The organism is Methylotuvimicrobium buryatense 5G, from assembly GCF_000341735.1.
Classification (GTDB): Bacteria; Pseudomonadota; Gammaproteobacteria; order Methylococcales; family Methylomonadaceae; genus Methylotuvimicrobium; species Methylotuvimicrobium buryatense.
In genome coordinates this window covers 621729-641127 of the sequence record NZ_KB455575.1, presented here as the reverse complement: position 1 = coordinate 641127, position 19399 = coordinate 621729, and the positions used below count along the sequence as shown (strand labels likewise).

Sequence of the window (19399 nt, the reverse complement as noted above, 5' to 3'; positions counted from 1 at the left end):
AGTACAGCAGTGTGAGCCGAAAATCCTCTCAAATGTCACGATCGATTAATCTTGCCGTTGCAATCGTGCTGTATTTGAGTCTGTATCACTGGTTGGGCGGCGAAATCGGCCTTGCTGGCGGCGGTATTGCCATATTGGTCACTATCGCCTGGTTATGGCTCAGCGAGGCGCTCCATATTAGTGTGACCGCGCTATTAGTCCCCTTGCTGGCCTCAGCGAGCGGCATAATGGCTTTTGACGAAGCGTTTAGCCAATTTGCCGACCCGGTTATTTTTCTTTTTCTCGGCAGCTTCGCTCTCGCCGGCGGCTTACAGAAACAAGGGCTTGATCGCTGGATTGCGGCCTCGGTGATTGCAAAGGCGGGCAGCCGTGTCGATATCGCATCGCGCTATCTATTCTGGTTAACCGCCGTCTTATCGATGTGGATCAGCAACACCGCAACCGCCGCGATGATGCTACCGCTGGCGCTCGGCCTGTTATCGCCTTTAAACCCCAAGGAATTCCGCTCGACCTACATCTACATCCTGCTCGGAGTAGCGTTCTCAGCCAACATCGGCGGCATAGGAACCCTTGTCGGAAGCCCGCCAAACGCTATTGCGGCATCCACTGTCGGTATCGATTTCGGCCAATGGATGCTGTTCGGTCTACCCACTGTATTGCTCATGATGCCGCTAATGGAATTGGCCTTACGCATTGCGATTAGTCCGAATTTACAGGTCGATATAGAAACTCCGGAGCACGAAATCCTTTGGTCTCGATCTCATACTTTAATGCTGGCGGTATTTTTCCTGACGGTAGGACTTTGGGCATTCGGAGCACCGCTGAATCGATGGCTGGGCATCGGCCGCGGTTACGATGCGGCGGTAGCCCTATTCTCGCTGATTTTGATGCACGGATTGCGTTTAGTTCATTGGAAAGATATTGAGGACAACGTCGACTGGGGCGTATTGCTGCTATTCGGCGGAGGCCTTACACTCAGTCTCGTTTTGTCCTCTAGCGGTGCGGGCGCATGGCTCGCCGGACAACTCGGCGGCCCATTTGCCGCGATGCCCGTATTAGGCTGTCTGATGTTGATGATCATATTCGCCATGCTGCTTACCCAAGTTGCCAGTAACACGGCTACTGCGGCGCTGCTGATACCTTTGTTTATCGGTATAACTCCTCAGATCGATAATCAATCGATCGCTATCGTGGTGGCCATTACTACTTCTTGCGCCTTCTTGCTTCCGGTCGCAACGCCGCCGAATGCGATAGTTTTCGGTAGCGGCTTAGTGTCGCAAAAACAAATGATCCGTAGCGGTTTATGGGTCAGCCTATTCCTTCTGCCGGTGTTATTCGGAATCGCAGCCGTGATTCGGTAGCGAGTGACTCGGTTATCATTTATACCCTTTGCTTGTCAAATTTCGGTGCCGGGGTGCCCGTCAAAGGACGCCGTAAATACGTCCATGTAGGCTCTATGATAGCATCCATGCTATCAAAGCCTTTGCCGAACACCCCGGCACCTCCATAGGCAATGCCGAAATTTGAAGTGCAAAAGGTATAATCCTAAAAAGAGCAGTTGGCATGTGTTGTAGACCGTTCGTGCTGAGTAAAGTCGAAGCATGAAGGGGCTACAACACTTTCACCGGCCTGGTTAAGCCGGTTCCGAAGAGGGTGCGGTTGCTCGATCGACAGCCGCCATCGAGCCTACATGGACGTATTCACGGCGTCCTGTCGGGCGAGTGACCGCGCCCTCCCCACGTCTCGTACTTTCATTTGCCGGGGTGATTGCCAGGCTTTCATGAACGTTAGGTTAATAACCTACTTGCGAGTCAAATATCGCGGCCGAATTTTGATATACGATAGATATAACACAGGGTTTAAAATTGTCTCTGAACACGTTTGCGCTTACACTGTCAACCGCATGAATTTCAATTTCGGCCTAATATACCATCGTCAATAATGATTACAGCAATAGCCTTACGCGAATTCAAAAGCCTGTTTTTATCGCCGTTGGCCTGGTCCATACTAGCGATTTTACAATTTATCCTAGCCTATTTGTTTCTCACCCAAGTCGAAACCTTCATCATCCTCCAGCCTCAACTCGAAGGCTTGGATAATGCTCCCGGCTTGACCGATGTTATCGCCGCCCCGCTGTACGGCAATGCCGCGATTATCTTCATGTTGGTAACGCCGATGTTGACGATGCGCCTGATTTGCGAAGAACGGCGCAATAAAACCTTGGCCCTGTTGCTTTCGGCGCCGGTATCGAGCACCGAAATCGTCATCGGCAAATATCTGGGAATTTTAGGCTTAATGCTGACTGTGCTCTTGATGATCACGTTAATGCCCCTATCGCTGCTCGCCGGCGGCACGCTCGATTTCGGCAAACTGCTGGCGAATATACTGGCATTGCTGTTATTGCTGGCCGCCTTCAGCTCGGTCGGCCTATTCATGTCGTGTCTCTCGGGACATCCGACCGTTGCAGCGATGGGCGCATTCGGGCTGTTAATGCTCTTATGGATTGTGGACTGGTCGGCCGGGCTTCGCGACGATAAAAGCGAATTATTCGAATACCTATCCTTGCTGAGGCATTTTCAAAACCTGCAAAGCGGGTTGATCAACACCGTCGACCTAATCTATTTCGCGTTATTTATCGCGACTTTCCTGATCCTCAGCATTCGTAACCTCGATAACGACCGGCTGCAAAAATGAAAATTTCGCGCCATATTCACCGGCAACTTCGCATTAAAAACCTGTTTCATACCACGCTTTGGCTTAGCATTCTTTTCGGTTTGGCATGGTTGAGCACGCTGCGCCCTATTCACTTTGACATCAGCGCCGGATCGCGCAATACCCTATCGTCGGTTAGTCAAAATGTCTTAAATTCGTTGACCGATAAAATCGTCGTGACGGCTTATATCAAAAAAGATCCGGCACTCAGATCCCAGATCAAGCAATTGATCGATCGCTTTAAGCTCCACAAGCCCGATATCGAATTGACTTTCATCGATCCCGACTCGACGCCGGAAAAAACGCGAAAACTGGAAATCGGCGCCTCGGGCGCTATCATTGTCGATTATCTAGGCCGCACCGAACGTATCAATTTTCTGGACGAGTCGACACTTACCAATGCCTTACAACAATTGACCGGCGCTCATGTCCGTTGGATCAGTTTTCTGACCGGCCACGGCGAAAGATCTCCCGAAGGGCAAGCTAATTTCGACCTGAGTCGCTTCGGCGAAGAGCTGGCGCAACGCAACATCAAAGCGCAAACGCTCAACTGGGCCGAAATACCGGCTATTCCGGATAATTCGGAATTATTGATCATCGCCGGCCCGCGCGTCGACTTATTACCTGGAGAAGTCAGCATTTTGCATGACTATCTCGAACAAGGCGGCCATTTATTTTGGTTGGCGGATCCCGACAGCCTAATTCCAAGCGGCTTGGCTGATTACCTAGGCATCGACCGCTTGCCCGGCACGATCGTCGATATGAGCGCCGGACTCTACGGCATAAATGACCCGAGTTTCGTGATAATCCCCAAATACCCGGGCCATCCGATCACGCAAAATCTACAGACGATGACGCTATTTCCCGCCGCGGCGGCGCTGCAAAGCCGCGAGGAAAGCTCATTCGACAGCGAGGTCTTAATAAAAAGCTCCGATAAATCATGGACCGACGCCGAAGAACGCAAAGGCCCGTTAAGTCTGGCTTACGCCTTAACCCGCCAAATCGATGAAACGACCGAACAACGCATCATCGTGATTGGCGACGGCGATTTTCTCGCCAATGCCTACCTTGGCAACGTCGGCAACCTTGAACTGGGCCTAAGAATGATCAATTGGCTACTCCGCGACGACCGCTATGTCGCAATTCCGGTCAAATCCGCTCCGGATCGGCATCTGCAGCTGACTCCACTATCGGTCACTTTGATGGGCTTCGGCTTTCTGTTGATTATTCCGATAGTATTGCTGATAACCGGCTGGTTGATTTGGTACCGGCGTAGACGCCGTTGAAAAGCCGGCTTGCCACACTGGATTTAATGCGACAACTTTATCATGCCTGAATTACCTGAAGTCGAAACAACCTGCCGAGGCATCAAGCCTCATATCGAAGGCAGAACCATCCAAGAAACGGTGGTACGCCAAGCGAGCCTGCGCTGGCCGGTGCCGGACCGTTTAGATCGCCTATTGAACGGACTTCGCATCGAACGAGTCGACCGGCGGGCAAAATATTTATTGCTGCACACCGAAAAAGGCGTGCTGATCATTCATTTGGGTATGTCGGGGAGTCTACGCATCGTCAACCGCGAACAAGAAATCAAGAAACACGACCATGTCGATTGGGTGTTTTCCGATACGACGATACTGCGTTTCAACGACCCGAGACGCTTCGGCGCGGTGCTGTGGACTTCCGAAGCGATTACCGAGCATCCTTTGTTGAAAGAACTCGGCCCCGAACCCCTGCTAACCGATTTTAACGGCGACTATCTTTATCGGTTGTCTAAAAAGCGAGGCCTTGCGGTCAAATCGTTCATCATGGACAGCCATATCGTGGTCGGCGTCGGTAATATCTATGCCAACGAGGCCTTGTTCATGGCCGGCATCAAACCGACCCGCGCTGCCGGCCTCATATCGCTCGCCCGTTATCGAACGCTCGCCGACTGTATCCGCTCGGTTTTGAGCAGCGCAATCGAACAAGGCGGCACGACGCTAAGAGACTTCGTCAACGAAACCGGAAAACCCGGATATTTCAAACAACAATTGCAAGTCTACGGACGAGCCGGAGAGCCCTGCCGCACCTGCTTAACGCCGCTCACCGAAATCCGCATCGCCAACAGAAGCTCGGTTTTTTGCAAACAGTGTCAAAAATAACTTCCTGATGCTATGAGTTTTATAGCGGGTTCGGTAACTCGCTTGACAGGAAACCGTGAATACGTCCGTGCAGGCTTGACGGCGGTGACTGATTGCCATGGATGACGTGTATTAGGGCAATGCAGGAGCAATTGCCGAGGAGCAAAAATCTGCCCTGCCGCTGACACCTGCCAATCGAGCAACCGAACCCTCCTTAAAATAGGGAAGTTATTTACGGCCAAATCCTTAATTGAAAAACCGTCCTCCTGCCAAGGACTATTCCTATCCCGAAGGACAAGGGAGCAAAATCCGAAAGTTATTTTAGACAGAATTTTTAAATTACCTTTTACCGTTAATAACTTTCAGTTTGTGCATTTAAATTTTTCATGCACAATCTCGCCAACCTCAAACAACAAATCATTTATATGCCTTGGAAAAGCGTCAGTCATAGATTGTCACACTGGGTAACGTATTATCCTTGGCGCGTTCTTTTGCTTGTCTTTTCGGTCGTTGTTGCATTATCGTCCGGCGCGATGAATCTTGGGTTCAATAGCGATTCACGGGTCTATTTCAGCAAGGAAAATCCGCGGCTTCTTGCTTTTGAGGCCTTAGAGGCCGTTTATAATAGAACCGATAGCGTATTTTTTGTCATTCAACCGCCGAACGATTCCATTTTTAATCTTTCCTCCCTTCAGGCCATCGCGCAATTGACTCAAGCCGCCTGGCAGCTTCCTTATGCGAGCAGAGTCGATTCTATCGTTAATTTTCAACATAGTTATTCAGACAACGAAAACATAATCATCGCCGACTTGATTCCCGACCCGAAGGCTTTGACCGAAACCGAAATTCTATCCATAAAGAAAACGGCACTGAATGAGCCCCTGCTGGTTAATAGACTGGTATCTGTAAACGGCCATGTCGCAGGCGTCAATGTTAATGTGCATTTGCCTGGAAAAAGCCCGATGGAATCGATTCGTCTTGCCGAACGAGCACGAAAGCTCGCAGGCGAAATCGAGAGTCAATATCCCGGCGTTAAAATTCGAATCAGCGGCATAGCAATGATGAGTAATGCCTTTGTTGAGGTGGCGATGAGCGATAATCTGAAATTATTGCCGCTGATGTATAGCGTTATCATTGGGGTATTATGGCTAAGCTTGAGATCGCTATCGGCGACATTCGCCGTCGTCTTGCTCATTATGTTGGCAATGGCTTCCGCGTTAGGAACATTCGGATGGTTTCATGGCCACTTAACGCCTACCTCGGCGGTCGCGCCGACCATCATCATGACGGTTGCGGTAGCCGACTGCCTCCATGTATTGCTTGCGATACGTCAAAATATGGAGGCGGGGCAAGAAAAAAAACAAGCCATTCAAGAAAGCCTACACTCGAATTTTCAGCCGATTTTACTCACCAGCGTTAGTACGATGCTCGGGTTTCTCGGCATGAACTTCAGCGAAGCGCCTCCTTTTAGGGACTTCGGCAATATCGTCGCAACCGGCGTTGCGGCTGCGCTATTCTTAACACTTACGTTGTTACCCTCGCTGATAACGCTATTGCCAATAAGACCCCGGTTAAAACAACAACGTACCGAAAGGCCCATGCATCATTTGGCCATATTCGTGATCCGTTATCGTAAAGCATTGCTACCGATCAACGGTCTGCTTGCCATGATTCTGATCGGCTATGCACCCGACAACGAATTGAACGACGAATTCGTCAACTATTTCGGGAAATCGATCGAATTCAGGCAAGACACCGATTTTCTCAGCCAACATCTCGGAGGCATATACACGATCGAATATTCGCTTGATACTCAACAGGAAGGCGGAGTACAAGAACCCGTTTTTTTGCGAAATCTCGACCGATTTAACGATTGGCTGAAAAAACAACCCGAAACCGTGCATGTCAATACCGTGACCGATATATTCAAACGACTCAATAAAAACATGCATGACGACGACCCGAAATATTACGCTTTACCCGACCGGCGCGAACTCGCCTCTCAATACCTTTTAATGTACGAATTGTCGTTGCCATACGGCTTGGACTTAAACGATCAAATCAACGCCGATAAATCGGGTACGCGGGTCATCGTCACCTTGAAGAATTTGAGCTCTAAACAAATGCTGACATTCGAATCGCGCTCGAAAGCATGGTTAAAAACCGACATGCCGGAAACGAACATTGAAACCGGCAGCACGGCATTGATGTTCGCCCATGTCGGGCAACGCAATATCCGCAGCATGATTACAGGAACCTTGCTCGTACTCGTCTTTATTTCGTTTATTCTAATCGGTGCATTTCGTTCGCTAAGTTTAGGACTTATCAGCATTATTCCGAATTTAACGCCTTCTATTGCCGCTTTCGGTATTTGGGCGCTCATCGACGGGCGCGTGGGTTTGAGCCTATCCGTGGTGGCAAGCATCACGCTTGGCATCGTAGTCGACGATACGATTCATTTCATCAGCAAATACCGGCATGCACGACTGGAAAAAAACTATGGCTGCAGGGAGGCAATACGACACGCCTTTTCGACCGTCGGCGAAGCGATCTGGATCACGTCAGCGGTTTTGATCTGCGGATTTATCGTCTTGAGTTTTTCGCCTTTTACGATAAATTCGGAAATGGGGTTAATGACCGCGATAACGCTAACCATCGCCTTGTTCTTGGATTTATTACTGCTGCCGCCTTTATTGATGCTGTGGGACGGCGATGCGAATAATCGCAAATGAGCTCAATTTAGCCGGGCTAACTGTCAGCTTTTTTTACACTCTAGGCAGACAACTCGAATTGACTTATTCTTCTAAGGTATTGTTTTGCTGAATCATTGATAACTTCAAAGCTACGCCGTTAGATTGGAAACGTAAAGGTATAATAAACACATCCACACAAACGATGCCGGAATGTCCATAATTTTTACAGATCGACATAATCTTTATTCCGCTCAGTAACAAGTCAATTGTACTTTAGTACTAGCGACAAAATACTTGTCGCAAAACCATTATACCTTTCGCACTTCAAATTTTGGCAGTGCCTGAGGAGGCGCCAGGGTGTGCGGCAAAGGCTTTGCCAGCATGGAGCTGACATAGAGTCTACAGGAATGTATTCACGGCGTCCTTTGACGAACACCCTGGTTCCGAGTTTTGATCTGCGATGGGTATAACTATGGCGCAGGCTCCTTACTGTTTAAATCGTCTCGATAATCCTTCAATATGCGCTGACATTGCCTAAGACTGAGATTAACGCCATAGTTTTCGTGTAAATGCGATTTCAATAAACCGCCGCTCCAGCTTTGATCCCGATAGCCTAACTCGATCGGCGAATGGGACAAATCAAGCTTCACCTTGAGCTTCTCGTCTTGTTTCAAAACGGTAAGCCGACCGGTCTTCTTGTCATCCTTAAGGCCTTCCAGTCCGAATATTCGGTAAAAACGCACCCAGCGTTGAACGCTTCGAATACTGATGTCGAAACATTGGGCAATCCGTTCGTAACTCAGTCCCGCCGTCGCTAAAATCAAGATCTGTAATCGATATTGAAAACGCGCGGATCGCGATTTATTTAAATATTTATTTAACGTCTCGATAAGCACCAGACGATTATGGCTTAGATCTTGTCGTTTCATCGTTTTGCTACTGTTGAATAACGGTCGTTAACGCTACGTTCCGCCTGAATCGTGCGACAAGCACAATGACGCACCGTATGACCTAGGCCTTTTGGTATCAATATTGTGTGTTCTTAATTTGTTGGCGAATAGACACTCATGCTAACACATGGCGAAAAAGCAACTTATATCGATTTTCGTTGAAACTTGACTTCAATTTTAAAAAATTTGGGGGAGTTATGTTCTTACTCTTTAATCTTTCGTCCTATAAAACAAGGCGGTCTTTTTATCACTCTTATCTATCAAGTACTCAAGTATTTCGCGACTTAAAATATTTCGCTCTACCATTTGCATTGGTTGCCACGTTGTTATCAACTGATTCCAATGCCGCAGCTATTTGGGAACAACCGTTTGATATTACAGATAGCTTTGGTTCTAGAGGTGTCAAAGGGCTTACCATAAATGGACAGCAAGTAAGTTTTTATGGCACTGGCCCAACACAGGTGATTCGCGACTGCATCTCTCCTGGTGAAATAGCTAATTGCAACCGAACGCCGTTCGAGCAGAATGAGTTTGATACCATCATGACTGAAATGATAAGTCTTCATCTCATTGGAGAGGTTCTTGGTTATGACGCTCAAATACGAGTTGGGCAAGGCTGGTCTTTTTTCGATGACCTTAACGCTATAGGTCTCGATCACTCTCGCGGGCAAATCCAAGACTTAGCCGGTTCACCAACTGATGGCATTATAGACTTTCCTGCAAACAGTATCTTCGATATCTTCTTTGACGTATGGATCGATTTCAATAACGATGGCATTGTTGATGTAGGGGAGGTAGTGAGTAACGATGTCCGTGATTTATCCGGCGATAGCATTCTAGATAGTTATGCATTACGAATGGCATTTGATTTATTGGATGATGTTCCGCCTCCTAAAGGTACAACCTATGTTAGCTTGGGTAAAGTAAGCGCTGGAGATCCATCGATCGGTACTTTTGATGCAGATGTTGAATCTTTGCCTCTTAATTTGTATTTCATCAAACCCGACAGAACTGAACTTGAACCACAACAACTATCAGTATCCGTAATTAGCGCCACACATACTGTCCCTGAGCCAACCACATTCATGCTACTGTCCGCAGGACTAGCATTGTTCGGCTGGCAACATCGCCGCAAACCCCTCGCTTAAGCGTAAGACTATGCGCCGAGTCCTTCGGCGCTTTTTGCTAAGCTTTTGGCTTTAATAACGATAAAAATTTTCTATGGTTGCATTTTTCGGACGCTGCCGACACGCTTTATTCGGCATTTCGGATGCCGAAACCCGAATCGAACTGCGCGGTTTCAAGGTCGGCGACGACCGGGTCAAGGCGCGAATCGAGCGCATCGGCAAGAGTTTTGTCGAAGGTTATCATGCCGCCTTGCTCGATAACGATCCGTTGCGCCTTACCGAGCATTTGAACGCAATCGACGACAACGAATTGCGCGGTTTCCTCTTCGAAGGTGCCGCGATGGGCTTGGTGATATCGGATTTCCTTTGCCCGTGGCGACCGAGCCGTTTTCAAGCATTTTTGACAGGCCCGGCGCAGCATCACGCCTATATGTTGCATGTCGGCGCCGGTTGGGCTTTGGCCCGCTTGCCGGTGTCGCCGGCAAGCCTGACCTCGCGCATGGACTGCCTACTCCGTTGGCTGGTCCTTGACGGTTACGGCTTCCACGAAGGCTATTTTCATTGGCCGGACAGTATCGGCCGTCAACAGCGTCCTTCATGCCTACAAGGCTATGAAAAGAGGGCTTTCGACCAAGGTTTAGGACGCAGTCTGTGGTTCGTCATGGGAGCCGATCCCGAGCGTATCGTATCGGCGCTGCAAGACTTTCCGACGGATAGGCAGGGCGACTTGTGGAGCGGCGTCGGCTTGGCCGGCGCTTATGCCGGCGGTGTCGAACCGGACGATTTAGAGCGTCTGAAAGTTTTGGCCGGCGACTTTCTTGCGCATCTCGCTCAAGGCGCTGCATTTGCAGCCAAAGCCCGACAACGGGCCGGCAATCCGGCCGATCATACCAAGCTGGCCTGCCGCATCTTTTGCAATTTAAGCGCCGAACATGCCGCGCAATTAACGGACGATGCCTTGCGGAAAGTGCCTGCCGATAACGCGCTGCCGGCTTACGAACATTGGCGGCAACGGATACGGCGACACTTTATTTAAGCCTGTATCGCAGCCTCACCTTAGAGGATACCAGCAATATGAATAGCATTTATCCACTGCTACGCCGCCGCGCGACGCTGTTGGCCGCCCTGGTTTGGATCGGCCTTCTTTACGGCTTTATGCAACCGCCGAGCTTGAGCCCTTCGGAACGAAAAGCCATCGCCGGACGCTTCGACTTTACCCGCTTGGCGTTACCGGAGCCGTCCGGAAAAAACCCGCGTTCGGTAAGAAACGTTCATCCAAGCTTGGAACATATTTCCGCGTGGATCTCATCGGTCGGTGCGAGCGTTGCGCTCGGCGACCTTGACGGCGACGGCCTGCCGAACGATCTCTGCCATGTCGATCCGCGCTTCGATTCGGTTATCATCGCGCCCGTTCCGGAAACCGGCGAACGCTATACGCCATTCGAATTGCATCCGGCGCCCGTGGCATTCGATGCCGCGACGATGGCGCCGATGGGCTGCCTATTCGGCGATCTCAACGAGGATGGCTTACTCGATGCTATCATTTATTACTGGGGGCGCACTCCGGTCGCCTTTTTACAGCGTGGCGATAGCACCGGTCTCACCGCGGAAAGCTTTAAACCGGTGGATATCTTTCCCGGCAACGAGCGTTGGTTTACCAATGCCGCAACGCTAGCCGACTTAGATGGCGACGGCCATATCGACTTGGTTATCGGCAACTATTTTTCGGACGGCGCGCAAATTCTCGATGCAAGCGGCACAGGCATCGAGCGGATGCACGACACCAAGTCCCGCTCGTTCAGCGGCGGCAAAACGCATTTATTGCTTTGGGACGGTGCCGAAAGCGGTGAACAACCCAATGTTCGTTATCGAGCCGTAACCGGCGTGCTCGACCCGGCGACCGAGCACGGCTGGGCCTTGGCGGTCGGCGCGGCCGACTTGGATGGCGACTTGTTGCCGGAACTTTATTTAGGGCATGACTTCGGCCCGGACCGCTTACTGCACAACCGTTCGACCCCGGGGCGCTTAAATTGGGTCGAATTGCGCGGTAAAGCGGGCCTCGCCACGCCGAAATCGTTCGTGCTGGGTCAGGATTCCTTTAAAGGCATGGGCGTCGATTTCGGCGATCTCAACGGCGATGGCCTATTGGATTTATTCGTCAGCAATATCACCAGCGAATGGGCTTTGCAAGAGAGCAATTTATTATGGTTGAGCACCGGCGAGCCGGAACGCATGCGCGACGGCGTTGCCCCCTATGTTCAAGCCAGTGAAAAGCTCGGCCTTTCCAGAGCCGGTTGGGGTTGGGACACGCGTCTAGCCGACTTCGATAACAGCGGTTATCCGGAAGCACTGGTCGCGACCGGTTTCGTCAAGGGCGAAACGCCTCGTTGGGCAAAATTGCAAGCGTTAGGCACCGGAAACGACCGCATGATGAGTAATCCTCGGCATTGGCCCTCTTTCAAACTCGGCGACGATTTAAGTGGCCATGAAGCCAACGGTTTTTTTGTGCGCGCCGAGGACGGTCGTTTCTACAATTTAGCATCGGAACTTCAACTGGACGATCCGATGGTCAGTCGCGGCATTGCCGTGGCCGATGTCGACGGAGACGGCGACTTGGATTTTGTCGTAGCCAATCAATGGGAAAGATCGTATTTCTTTCGGAACGAATGCCCTGACTGCGGCGATTTTATCGGTCTACACCTTCGAATCGCCGGCGATTCGGCGCATACTCGAATTATCGAGGGACATCCGGATCATGACATTTCCGCTTATCCGGCAATCGGAGCCCAAGCAACCGTTTATTTACCGAATGGAAAAAAAATAGTCGCTCAAGTCGACGGTGGAAACGGTCATTCCGGTCAACGTAGCCCCGATCTCCATTTCGGACTTGGAAAACTGTCCGGTAATGCTCCTTTGGAGATTGAACTGCGTTGGCGCGGACAAGCCGGCAGCATGCACCGTAAGACGCTCAACCTCGAACAGGGCTGGCACACTGTAATACTCGGCGAAGCAGAGGCGGAAAATTTATGAATATTAACGAAACGATCACGACCCGTTTTTTTTATCCGAAAGGCAGCCCTAAGTTACGCCTGTTCGCATTAGGCTATTTTGCCGCTCTCATTACGCTTTGGACGATTCTTGGACATACCGTGCTCGGATTCGAGCAATCCGGTCTGCAACCGATCGTCGCCGTGGCAAGCGCGTGTTTCACGCATTGGCTCTTGGAGTGGGTGGATAGCCGTTCGACCCGACGCGCGCCGCGATACGGAAACAGCTTATCGGACCGATTTATCTTTTTGCTACCAGCCCTAATACCGGGGCTTGCTGTCGGTATGCTGATTTATCCGAACGAACTGCTTTGGCCGATGATTTTCGCTTCCGCGTTATCGATCGCGTCCAAAATCGTTTTTAGGGCGCCTGTCGGTCAAGGTTCGCAGCATATTTTCAATCCATCGAATTTCGGTATTACGGTAACCTTGCTGCTATTTCCATGGATCGGCCTCGCTCCGCCCTATCAATTCACCGAAAACGTCACCGGCCTTTGGCATTGGATTATTCCGGGGTTCATTTTAATCAGCGGTATTATTGTTCATGCTTATTTTACCGGTCGTCTACCGTTATGCATCGCCTGGATCGGCGGTTTTTTGCTGCAAGCCTTTCTACGCAGTTGGTATTTCGATATTCCTTGGATCGTACCTCTGATTCCCATGACCAGCGCCGCTTTTATCCTGTTTACGCTTTATATGATTCCGGATCCGGCCACGACGCCTTTAAACCCATTGCGCCAAATCCTGTTCGGCCTGGCCGTTGCCGCCGTTTATGCACTGTTGCTGATTGAAAATATCGTGTTCGGATTGTTTATCGCATTATTTGCCGTTTGCGCTTGCCGGGGAGCCGGGCTGTATCTGATCGCACACCGCCAACGACTGTTCCAGAATGCGCAACTTGCCGAGAGTGCCGGAAAATGATCGCGATTGTCGGAATTGCATGCCGTTACCCCGATGCCGACTCGCCGCAAGCGCTGTGGGAAAACGTATTAGCCCAACGCCGCGCGTTTAGGCGTTTGCCGTCCGAACGGCTCAACCTGCAGGACTATTTAGAGAACCGGACCGAGCATTCCGACTCGATATACGTCAAAGAGGCGGCCGTGCTCGAGGGTTATTCGTTCGACCGGCAAAAGTTCCGCATTGCCGGTTCGACTTTTCGTAGCACCGATACGACACATTGGCTGGCGCTCGATATTGCCGCTCGCGCACTCGAGGACGCCGGTCTGCCGAACGGTATCGGCTTACCGAAAGAAAGCACCGGCGTCATTGTCGGTAATACGCTGACCGGAGAGTTCTCTCGAGCAGCTTTGATGCGTTTGCGCTGGCCCTATGTTCAAAGAGTGCTAAACGAACGCTTGACCGCCGAAGGTTGGGACAACGACAAACGCCGCGATTTCTTGCGGCTCATGGAACAACATTATAAAGCCCCTTTCGAGCCGGTCGGCGAGGAAACCTTGGCAGGCGGTCTCGCCAACACGATAGCGGGACGAATCTGCAACTTTTTCAATTTCCAGGGCGGCGGATTTACCGTTGACGGTGCTTGCAGTTCGTCGTTGCTTGCCGTTGCACAAGCCTGCACCGCTTTGCAATCGGGCGATTTGGATGCCGCATTGGTCGGCGGTGTCGATTTGAGCCTCGATCCTTTCGAACTGATCGGTTTTTCTCGCGTCGGCGCTCTTTCCCGCGGCAGCATGCGGGTTTACGATAGAAATCCAAGCGGATTTTTACCCGGCGAAGGCTGCGGCTTCGCTTTATTAATGCGACATGACGAAGCCTTAGGCAGGGGGCTTCGTTGTTATGGTTTTATTCGCGGCTGGGGAATTTCATCCGACGGCAGCGGAGGCATGACCCGCCCTGAACTATCGGGACAACAACTCGCCATGCAACGCGCTTACCGGCGAGCCGGCTATGGAATCGGCACCGTGCCTTTGTTTGAAGGTCACGGCACCGGCACGGCGGTCGGCGATGAAGTCGAACTGAATGCTTTGTCCGAATTACTGGCGGACAACCGAACACCCGCAACGATCGGTTCGATAAAAGCCAATATCGGCCATACCAAGGCCGCGGCGGGCATGGCCGGACTCACAAAAGCACTCATGGCTTTGCATAGCCAAATTTTACCACCCGCCACCGCCATCGACAGTCCTCATCGGGTATTCGAGCAAGGAAATCTACGCCTTCTGGAAACAGGCGTTAGCTGGCCAGAAGAACAGCCGTTAAGAGCCGGTGTCAGTTCTTTCGGTTTCGGCGGTATTAATGTACATGTCACCTTGGAAGGCGCATCGACGGCTCGCCGAAAAAGCTTAACGTCACGCGAAACCGCACTAATACGCAGCCGACAAGATTGCGAGTTGTTTATTTTCTGCGCCGAAACCCCGGTCGCTCTAATCGAATCGACCGAACACTTGCGGCAATTAGCACCTTCTCTTTCTTATGCCGAATTGACCGATTTGGCCGCCGCGCTGACAAACGCGATCAAGCCCTGCAGCGTCCGCGCTGCTGTCGTCGCTGCAACTCCGAAACAACTGGAAGAAAACCTCGGCATTTTGCACGGTTGGCTTGACGAAGAAAAAAGCTCCGGATTCGATACCGAAGCAGGCGTGTTTTTAGGCTGTGGCGAAACGGCTCCGCGCATCGCCTTTTTATTTCCCGGCCAAGCTTCGCCTGTACGGTTCACAGGCGGCGCGATGGGCAAACGCTTTAGCGAAATCGACAGCTTATATTATGACCAACAACCGCCGCTACCAGGCGATCCTGAAGATACCGGTCATGCTCAACCGGCGATCGCCCTCGCTGAAATCGCAGGCTTGCGCTTACTTGACGCCGTCGGTATCGAAGCGCAAATAGCAGCCGGTCACAGCTTGGGCGAATTAACTGCCCTGCATTGGGCTGGCGCTTTAGACGAACAGGCTTTGATGCGCATCGTTCGCCGGCGTGGCGCGATCATGTCTGCCGATAAACGGTCTGAAGGTGCAATGGCGGTTATAGGCGCCAATGAAGCCAACACGCAAGCGCTAATCGGCCAAGAATCCGGCGTCGTCGTTGCTGGTTTGAACAGCAGTAACCAATGCGTGATAGCCGGCGATACCGATGCCATTCGCCGTGTGATGACTCTCGCTCAAGCGCAAGATATTGCATTTACCCTGTTACCGATTACACATGCCTTTCATTCGCCTTCAATGGCGCTTGCCGCCGAGCAATTGACCCGGTCTCTGGAATCCGAGAATTTTCATTCAATTATCCGGCCCGTCGTATCGACCGTAACCGGCGATTTTTTGTCGGACATTCATTTTCCAAAACATCTTGGGGAACAATTAACTTCTCCGGTTCGTTTCACCGAAGCGCTCACCAAACTGCTACCGCATTGCGATCTTTGTCTGGAAGTCGGCCCTGGACGCATACTCAGCGGCTTACTTAAAACCGACCACACCACGCCTGTCGTGGCGCTCGATTCCTCGGGGCCGTCTTTACAAGGGCTGCTCATGGCAATCGGCGCGGCTTACGCGCTTGGGCAGCCAATCAAAACCCGAGGCTTGTTCGCGGATCGATTTACACGGTATTTCGACCCGTTACGACCCTTGTCGTTTTTATCCAACCCTTGCGAGGCAGCACCAACAGATACTATCGAAAACCGTTTAAACGACTCGGCGCCGAAAACGAACACCGAAGCCCTTATCCGTGATCCGCGGAATGAGGCTTTACCGAAAACCTCCGAACGCCTCGACGCTTTACAGTTACTTCGTCAAATGCTGGCTCAAAAAGTTGAACTGCCCGCTTCGGAAATTCAAGACCAACATCATTTGTTACGGGATTTGCATCTTAACTCGATCAGCATCGGACAAATTATGGCCGACGCCGCACGGAAACTGAATCTGCCGGTTTCGTTGGCGCCGACGGAATACGCACACGCCACCGTTGGCCAAGCAGCCCGATTTTTGGAATCGATGCGCACCGTTAATAATGACGCCGATATCGAACGACATACAGCGCCTCAAGGACTAGAAAATTGGGTAAGAGCCTTCACTATCGAACAGCGCCCCTGCGAATTAAAGCCAGCCAAGCCCTCTTCTAATGACCGTCAAAGACAACAGCCTTCGTCTTGGCGTGTATTTGCCCCTGAAGATCATATACTGGCCGCCCCTTTATTAAAGCGGCTCGAGTCGATCGGCGGCACGGGCGTTTTGCTCTGTCTCCCTCCCATCCCAGACTCCGGATACGACCGATTACTGTTGGATGCGGCACAAGTCGCGTTGGAACAAGACGGAACGCCAAGGTCTTTCATTCTGGTTCAGCACAACGGTTTTGCCTCGGCATTTGCAAGAACCTTGTTTGAAGAAGCCGATGGATTATCCGTTAGCGTTATCGATACGCCCTATCGCCAAGAAGCGTTATCTTGGATTGTTGCCGAAACGCTTGCTGCCGACGGTTTTTGTGAAGCGATTTACGATAGTTCAGGACAACGATCGGAACGGGTTTTGCGTTTAATTGCCACTCTTGCCGACGATAGCGGAAATTCGTTATTAACATCGGGCGATGTGCTGTTAGTCAGTGGCGGCGGTAAAGGCATCGCCGCCGAATGCGCCTTTTCGCTGGCGCGCGTGCATGGTCTACGCTTGATACTCTTGGGACGCGCATTACCGGAAAACGATACCGTGTTAGATGAAAACCTGATGCGTTTCAGTGAGGCCGACATCGCATTCCGCTATTATGCCGCCGATGTCGGCGATGCGGATAGTATTCACAACGCCGTAAAGCAAGCGGAATCCGAATTCGGCGCGATTACCGCTATTTTACATGGCGCAGGCGTCAATGAGCCCAGATTGATCCACGACTTGGATATTGAGATTCTAAAGCGCACATTGTCTCCCAAAATATCCGGCCTTAAGCATCTACTGGCATCGGTCGACTCCGGCAAACTCAAGCTATTAATTAACTTCAGCTCGATTATTGGCCGCGTTGGAATGCGCGGCGAAGCAGATTATGCATTGGCGAATGCTTGGCTGAGCCATGAAACCGATTCGTTCAAAGAGCGTAACCCCGCTTGTCGTTGCCTTTCTCTCGAATGGTCTATATGGTCGGGCGTCGGCATGGGTGAGCGCTTAGGCCGTATCGACACTTTATTACGTGAAGGGATTAGCCCGATATCGCCGGAACAAGGCATCGAATGGTTGAACCGGTTGCTGGATTTGGAATTGCCGAGTTCAAACGTGGTAATAAGCGGCCGTTTAGGCATTACTCCGCCTTTGCCGGTTCTGCCGACCAACGAATTACCTTTTCTTCGATTTATAGAAAAGCCCGGACTATTTTATCCGGGAATCGAATTAGTGACCGATTCTGAAATTTCATTAAACAACGATCCTTATTTGAACGATCATGTTTACCAAGGCGAACATATTTTTCCGGCTGTCATCGGAATGGAAGCTATGGTGCAAGCAGCCCGGTCGGTCACTGGCCGGACTGAAACTCCTTCCTTCCAGGACTTGCGTTTTGCCCACCCGATCGTAGTGCCTCCCAACGAGATCGTTACGTTGCGCACCGTTGCTTTAGTTAAAGAGGACCAGAGCATCGAGGTCGCTCTACGTTTCAGCCAGACCGCATTCCAAATCGATCACTTCCATGCGATATTAAGATTCGATGCCTGTCCGAATAATTATCGCGACGAAGCAGCTCAGGAGAATTCAACTAATCCACAAAAAATAGCCATCGACCCGGACGCCGAACTTTACGGCCCTTTATTTTTTCAAGATGGCCGCTTTCGACAAGTAAAAGCCTATCGGCAGCTTTCCGCATTTCAATGTACTGCCGATATCGGCACAGACCTTTCGGAAGAAACTTGGTTTGCCCGCTTTTTGCCGCAAACCTTACTGATAGGCGATCCCGGTACTCGAGATGCAGCCCTCCACGCAATTCAAGCCTGCATTCCGCATGCAATCGTGTTACCCACCGCCTTAGAACGCTGGATACCGAAAGACTTGAATATCGACGGCCCGACATATGTCTTAGCCCGAGAACGGTGGCAACGACACGATGAATTTTGCTACGACCTCGAAATTCGAACCCATGCGGGCTTTTTGAAAGAAATTTGGCAAGGCCTACATTTGCGCGAGATTACGAACATCGATTGGGAAACTTGGCATGTTGGTTTAATTGCGCCTTATCTGCAGCGCAAGATTGATGCAATCGTTAAACCACACGATTTGAACTTCGTCTTGTTACGCAAAGACAGCCATGTTGCCGAAGAACCGACAAAGACTGCGATAAAATTGGCCTTGGGCAATAAAAACACTATTTTGCGCCGTAGCGACGGCAAACCCGAATCCGTCGATGGCCGAACGATTTCCGTAGCACATGCTGAGGGTTGGGTTTTCGCGGTTACAAGCGAATCACAAGTCGCTTGCGATTTAGAAACCGTTACCGATCGGCCGATTACCGCGTGGGAAGACTTACTCGGCAAAGAACGCTTTGCATTGGCGCGGTTGACCGTCGAACAATTCGGAGAAAACCTGGATCGAACGGCGACCCGCGTTTGGGGTGCCATCGAATGCTTGAAAAAAGCAGGCGCAAGCGCCAATCACCCGTTGACCTTACAATCGGCTGAAAAAGACGGATGGGTCACTTTTACAGCCGGCCCTTTCGTCATTGCCACCTACATCGCAAAGCTCAAAGGCACTTCTTCGCCATTGATGTTTTCGATATTGATCGAACAAAATCGCCAATCAAAATCGCCGGCAGCATTCGGGAAGTAAT

At 50.9% G+C, this 19399-nt stretch carries 11 protein-coding genes; 10 read left to right on the top strand and 1 reads right to left on the bottom strand.

The window, feature by feature from the left end:
* Window positions 1-32 precede the first annotated feature (32 nt).
* The 5 genes from METBU_RS0102990 to METBU_RS0102970 all read left to right on the top strand — a co-directional run bounded on the left by METBU_RS0102990 (window position 33) and on the right by METBU_RS0102970 (window position 7567).
* Window positions 33-1361, top strand: coding sequence for an SLC13 family permease (locus METBU_RS0102990; protein WP_017839209.1), 1329 nt, complete (start codon window positions 33-35; stop codon window positions 1359-1361).
* Window positions 1362-1941: 580 nt separating this feature from the next.
* Complete coding sequence (locus METBU_RS0102985; RefSeq protein ID WP_014148094.1) at window positions 1942-2694, top strand: ABC transporter permease subunit; 753 nt, start codon at window positions 1942-1944, stop codon at window positions 2692-2694.
* The gene (locus tag METBU_RS0102980) at window positions 2691-3998 is read left to right on the top strand and encodes a GldG family protein (RefSeq protein WP_017839208.1); all 1308 of its coding nucleotides are present in this window, start codon (window positions 2691-2693) and stop codon (window positions 3996-3998) included. The genes METBU_RS0102985 and METBU_RS0102980 overlap by 4 nt, the downstream gene beginning before the upstream one ends.
* A gap of 42 nt (window positions 3999-4040) precedes the next feature.
* Entirely contained in the window at window positions 4041-4856 is an 816-nt protein-coding gene (gene mutM / locus METBU_RS0102975) for a bifunctional DNA-formamidopyrimidine glycosylase/DNA-(apurinic or apyrimidinic site) lyase (RefSeq protein WP_017839207.1), read from the top strand.
* A gap of 365 nt (window positions 4857-5221) precedes the next feature.
* Entirely contained in the window at window positions 5222-7567 is a 2346-nt protein-coding gene (locus tag METBU_RS0102970; protein WP_017839206.1) for an efflux RND transporter permease subunit, read from the top strand.
* A 431-nt stretch (window positions 7568-7998) separates the two neighbouring features.
* Here the strand turns inward: METBU_RS0102970 and METBU_RS0102960 are convergent, their stop codons facing one another.
* A complete protein-coding gene (locus METBU_RS0102960; protein ID WP_017839204.1) occupies window positions 7999-8457 on the bottom strand; it encodes a helix-turn-helix domain-containing protein in 459 nt (152 codons plus the stop codon).
* A 179-nt stretch (window positions 8458-8636) separates the two neighbouring features.
* On the opposite strand from METBU_RS0102960, the gene METBU_RS0102955 reads away from it, so the two are divergent.
* The 5 genes from METBU_RS0102955 (at window position 8637) to METBU_RS23155 (ending at window position 19398) form a co-directional block, all read left to right on the top strand.
* On the top strand, window positions 8637-9626 hold the full coding sequence (locus METBU_RS0102955) for a PEP-CTERM sorting domain-containing protein (RefSeq protein WP_017839203.1): 990 nt from the start codon (window positions 8637-8639) through the stop codon (window positions 9624-9626).
* A gap of 73 nt (window positions 9627-9699) precedes the next feature.
* Window positions 9700-10641: a DUF1702 family protein gene (locus METBU_RS0102950; RefSeq protein ID WP_017839202.1), complete on the top strand. Its 942-nt coding sequence runs from the start codon at window positions 9700-9702 to the stop codon at window positions 10639-10641.
* Window positions 10642-10679: 38 nt separating this feature from the next.
* Window positions 10680-12635 carry a CRTAC1 family protein gene (locus METBU_RS0102945; protein WP_014148087.1) on the top strand — a complete coding sequence of 652 codons (1956 nt, stop codon included), beginning with the start codon at window positions 10680-10682 and terminating at the stop codon, window positions 12633-12635.
* Complete coding sequence (locus tag METBU_RS0102940; RefSeq protein ID WP_017839201.1) at window positions 12632-13573, top strand: RnfABCDGE type electron transport complex subunit D; 942 nt, start codon at window positions 12632-12634, stop codon at window positions 13571-13573. Before METBU_RS0102945 ends, METBU_RS0102940 begins: the two co-directional genes overlap by 4 nt.
* The gene (locus METBU_RS23155; RefSeq protein ID WP_017839200.1) at window positions 13570-19398 is read left to right on the top strand and encodes a type I polyketide synthase; all 5829 of its coding nucleotides are present in this window, start codon (window positions 13570-13572) and stop codon (window positions 19396-19398) included. Before METBU_RS0102940 ends, METBU_RS23155 begins: the two co-directional genes overlap by 4 nt.
* Window position 19399: the final 1 nt, after the last annotated feature.

Coding starts and splice junctions, on each gene's coding strand:
- mutM (WP_017839207.1), top strand. CDS start 4,041: ATGCCTGAATTACCTGAAGTCGAAACAACCTGCCGAGGCATCAAGCCT.
- METBU_RS0102950 (WP_017839202.1), top strand. CDS start 9,700: ATGGTTGCATTTTTCGGACGCTGCCGACACGCTTTATTCGGCATTTCG.
- METBU_RS0102980 (WP_017839208.1), top strand. CDS start 2,691: ATGAAAATTTCGCGCCATATTCACCGGCAACTTCGCATTAAAAACCTG.
- METBU_RS0102945 (WP_014148087.1), top strand. CDS start 10,680: ATGAATAGCATTTATCCACTGCTACGCCGCCGCGCGACGCTGTTGGCC.
- METBU_RS0102940 (WP_017839201.1), top strand. CDS start 12,632: ATGAATATTAACGAAACGATCACGACCCGTTTTTTTTATCCGAAAGGC.
- METBU_RS23155 (WP_017839200.1), top strand. CDS start 13,570: ATGATCGCGATTGTCGGAATTGCATGCCGTTACCCCGATGCCGACTCG.
- METBU_RS0102985 (WP_014148094.1), top strand. CDS start 1,942: ATGATTACAGCAATAGCCTTACGCGAATTCAAAAGCCTGTTTTTATCG.
- METBU_RS0102970 (WP_017839206.1), top strand. CDS start 5,222: ATGCACAATCTCGCCAACCTCAAACAACAAATCATTTATATGCCTTGG.
- METBU_RS0102990 (WP_017839209.1), top strand. CDS start 33: ATGTCACGATCGATTAATCTTGCCGTTGCAATCGTGCTGTATTTGAGT.
- METBU_RS0102960 (WP_017839204.1), bottom strand. CDS start 8,457: ATGAAACGACAAGATCTAAGCCATAATCGTCTGGTGCTTATCGAGACG.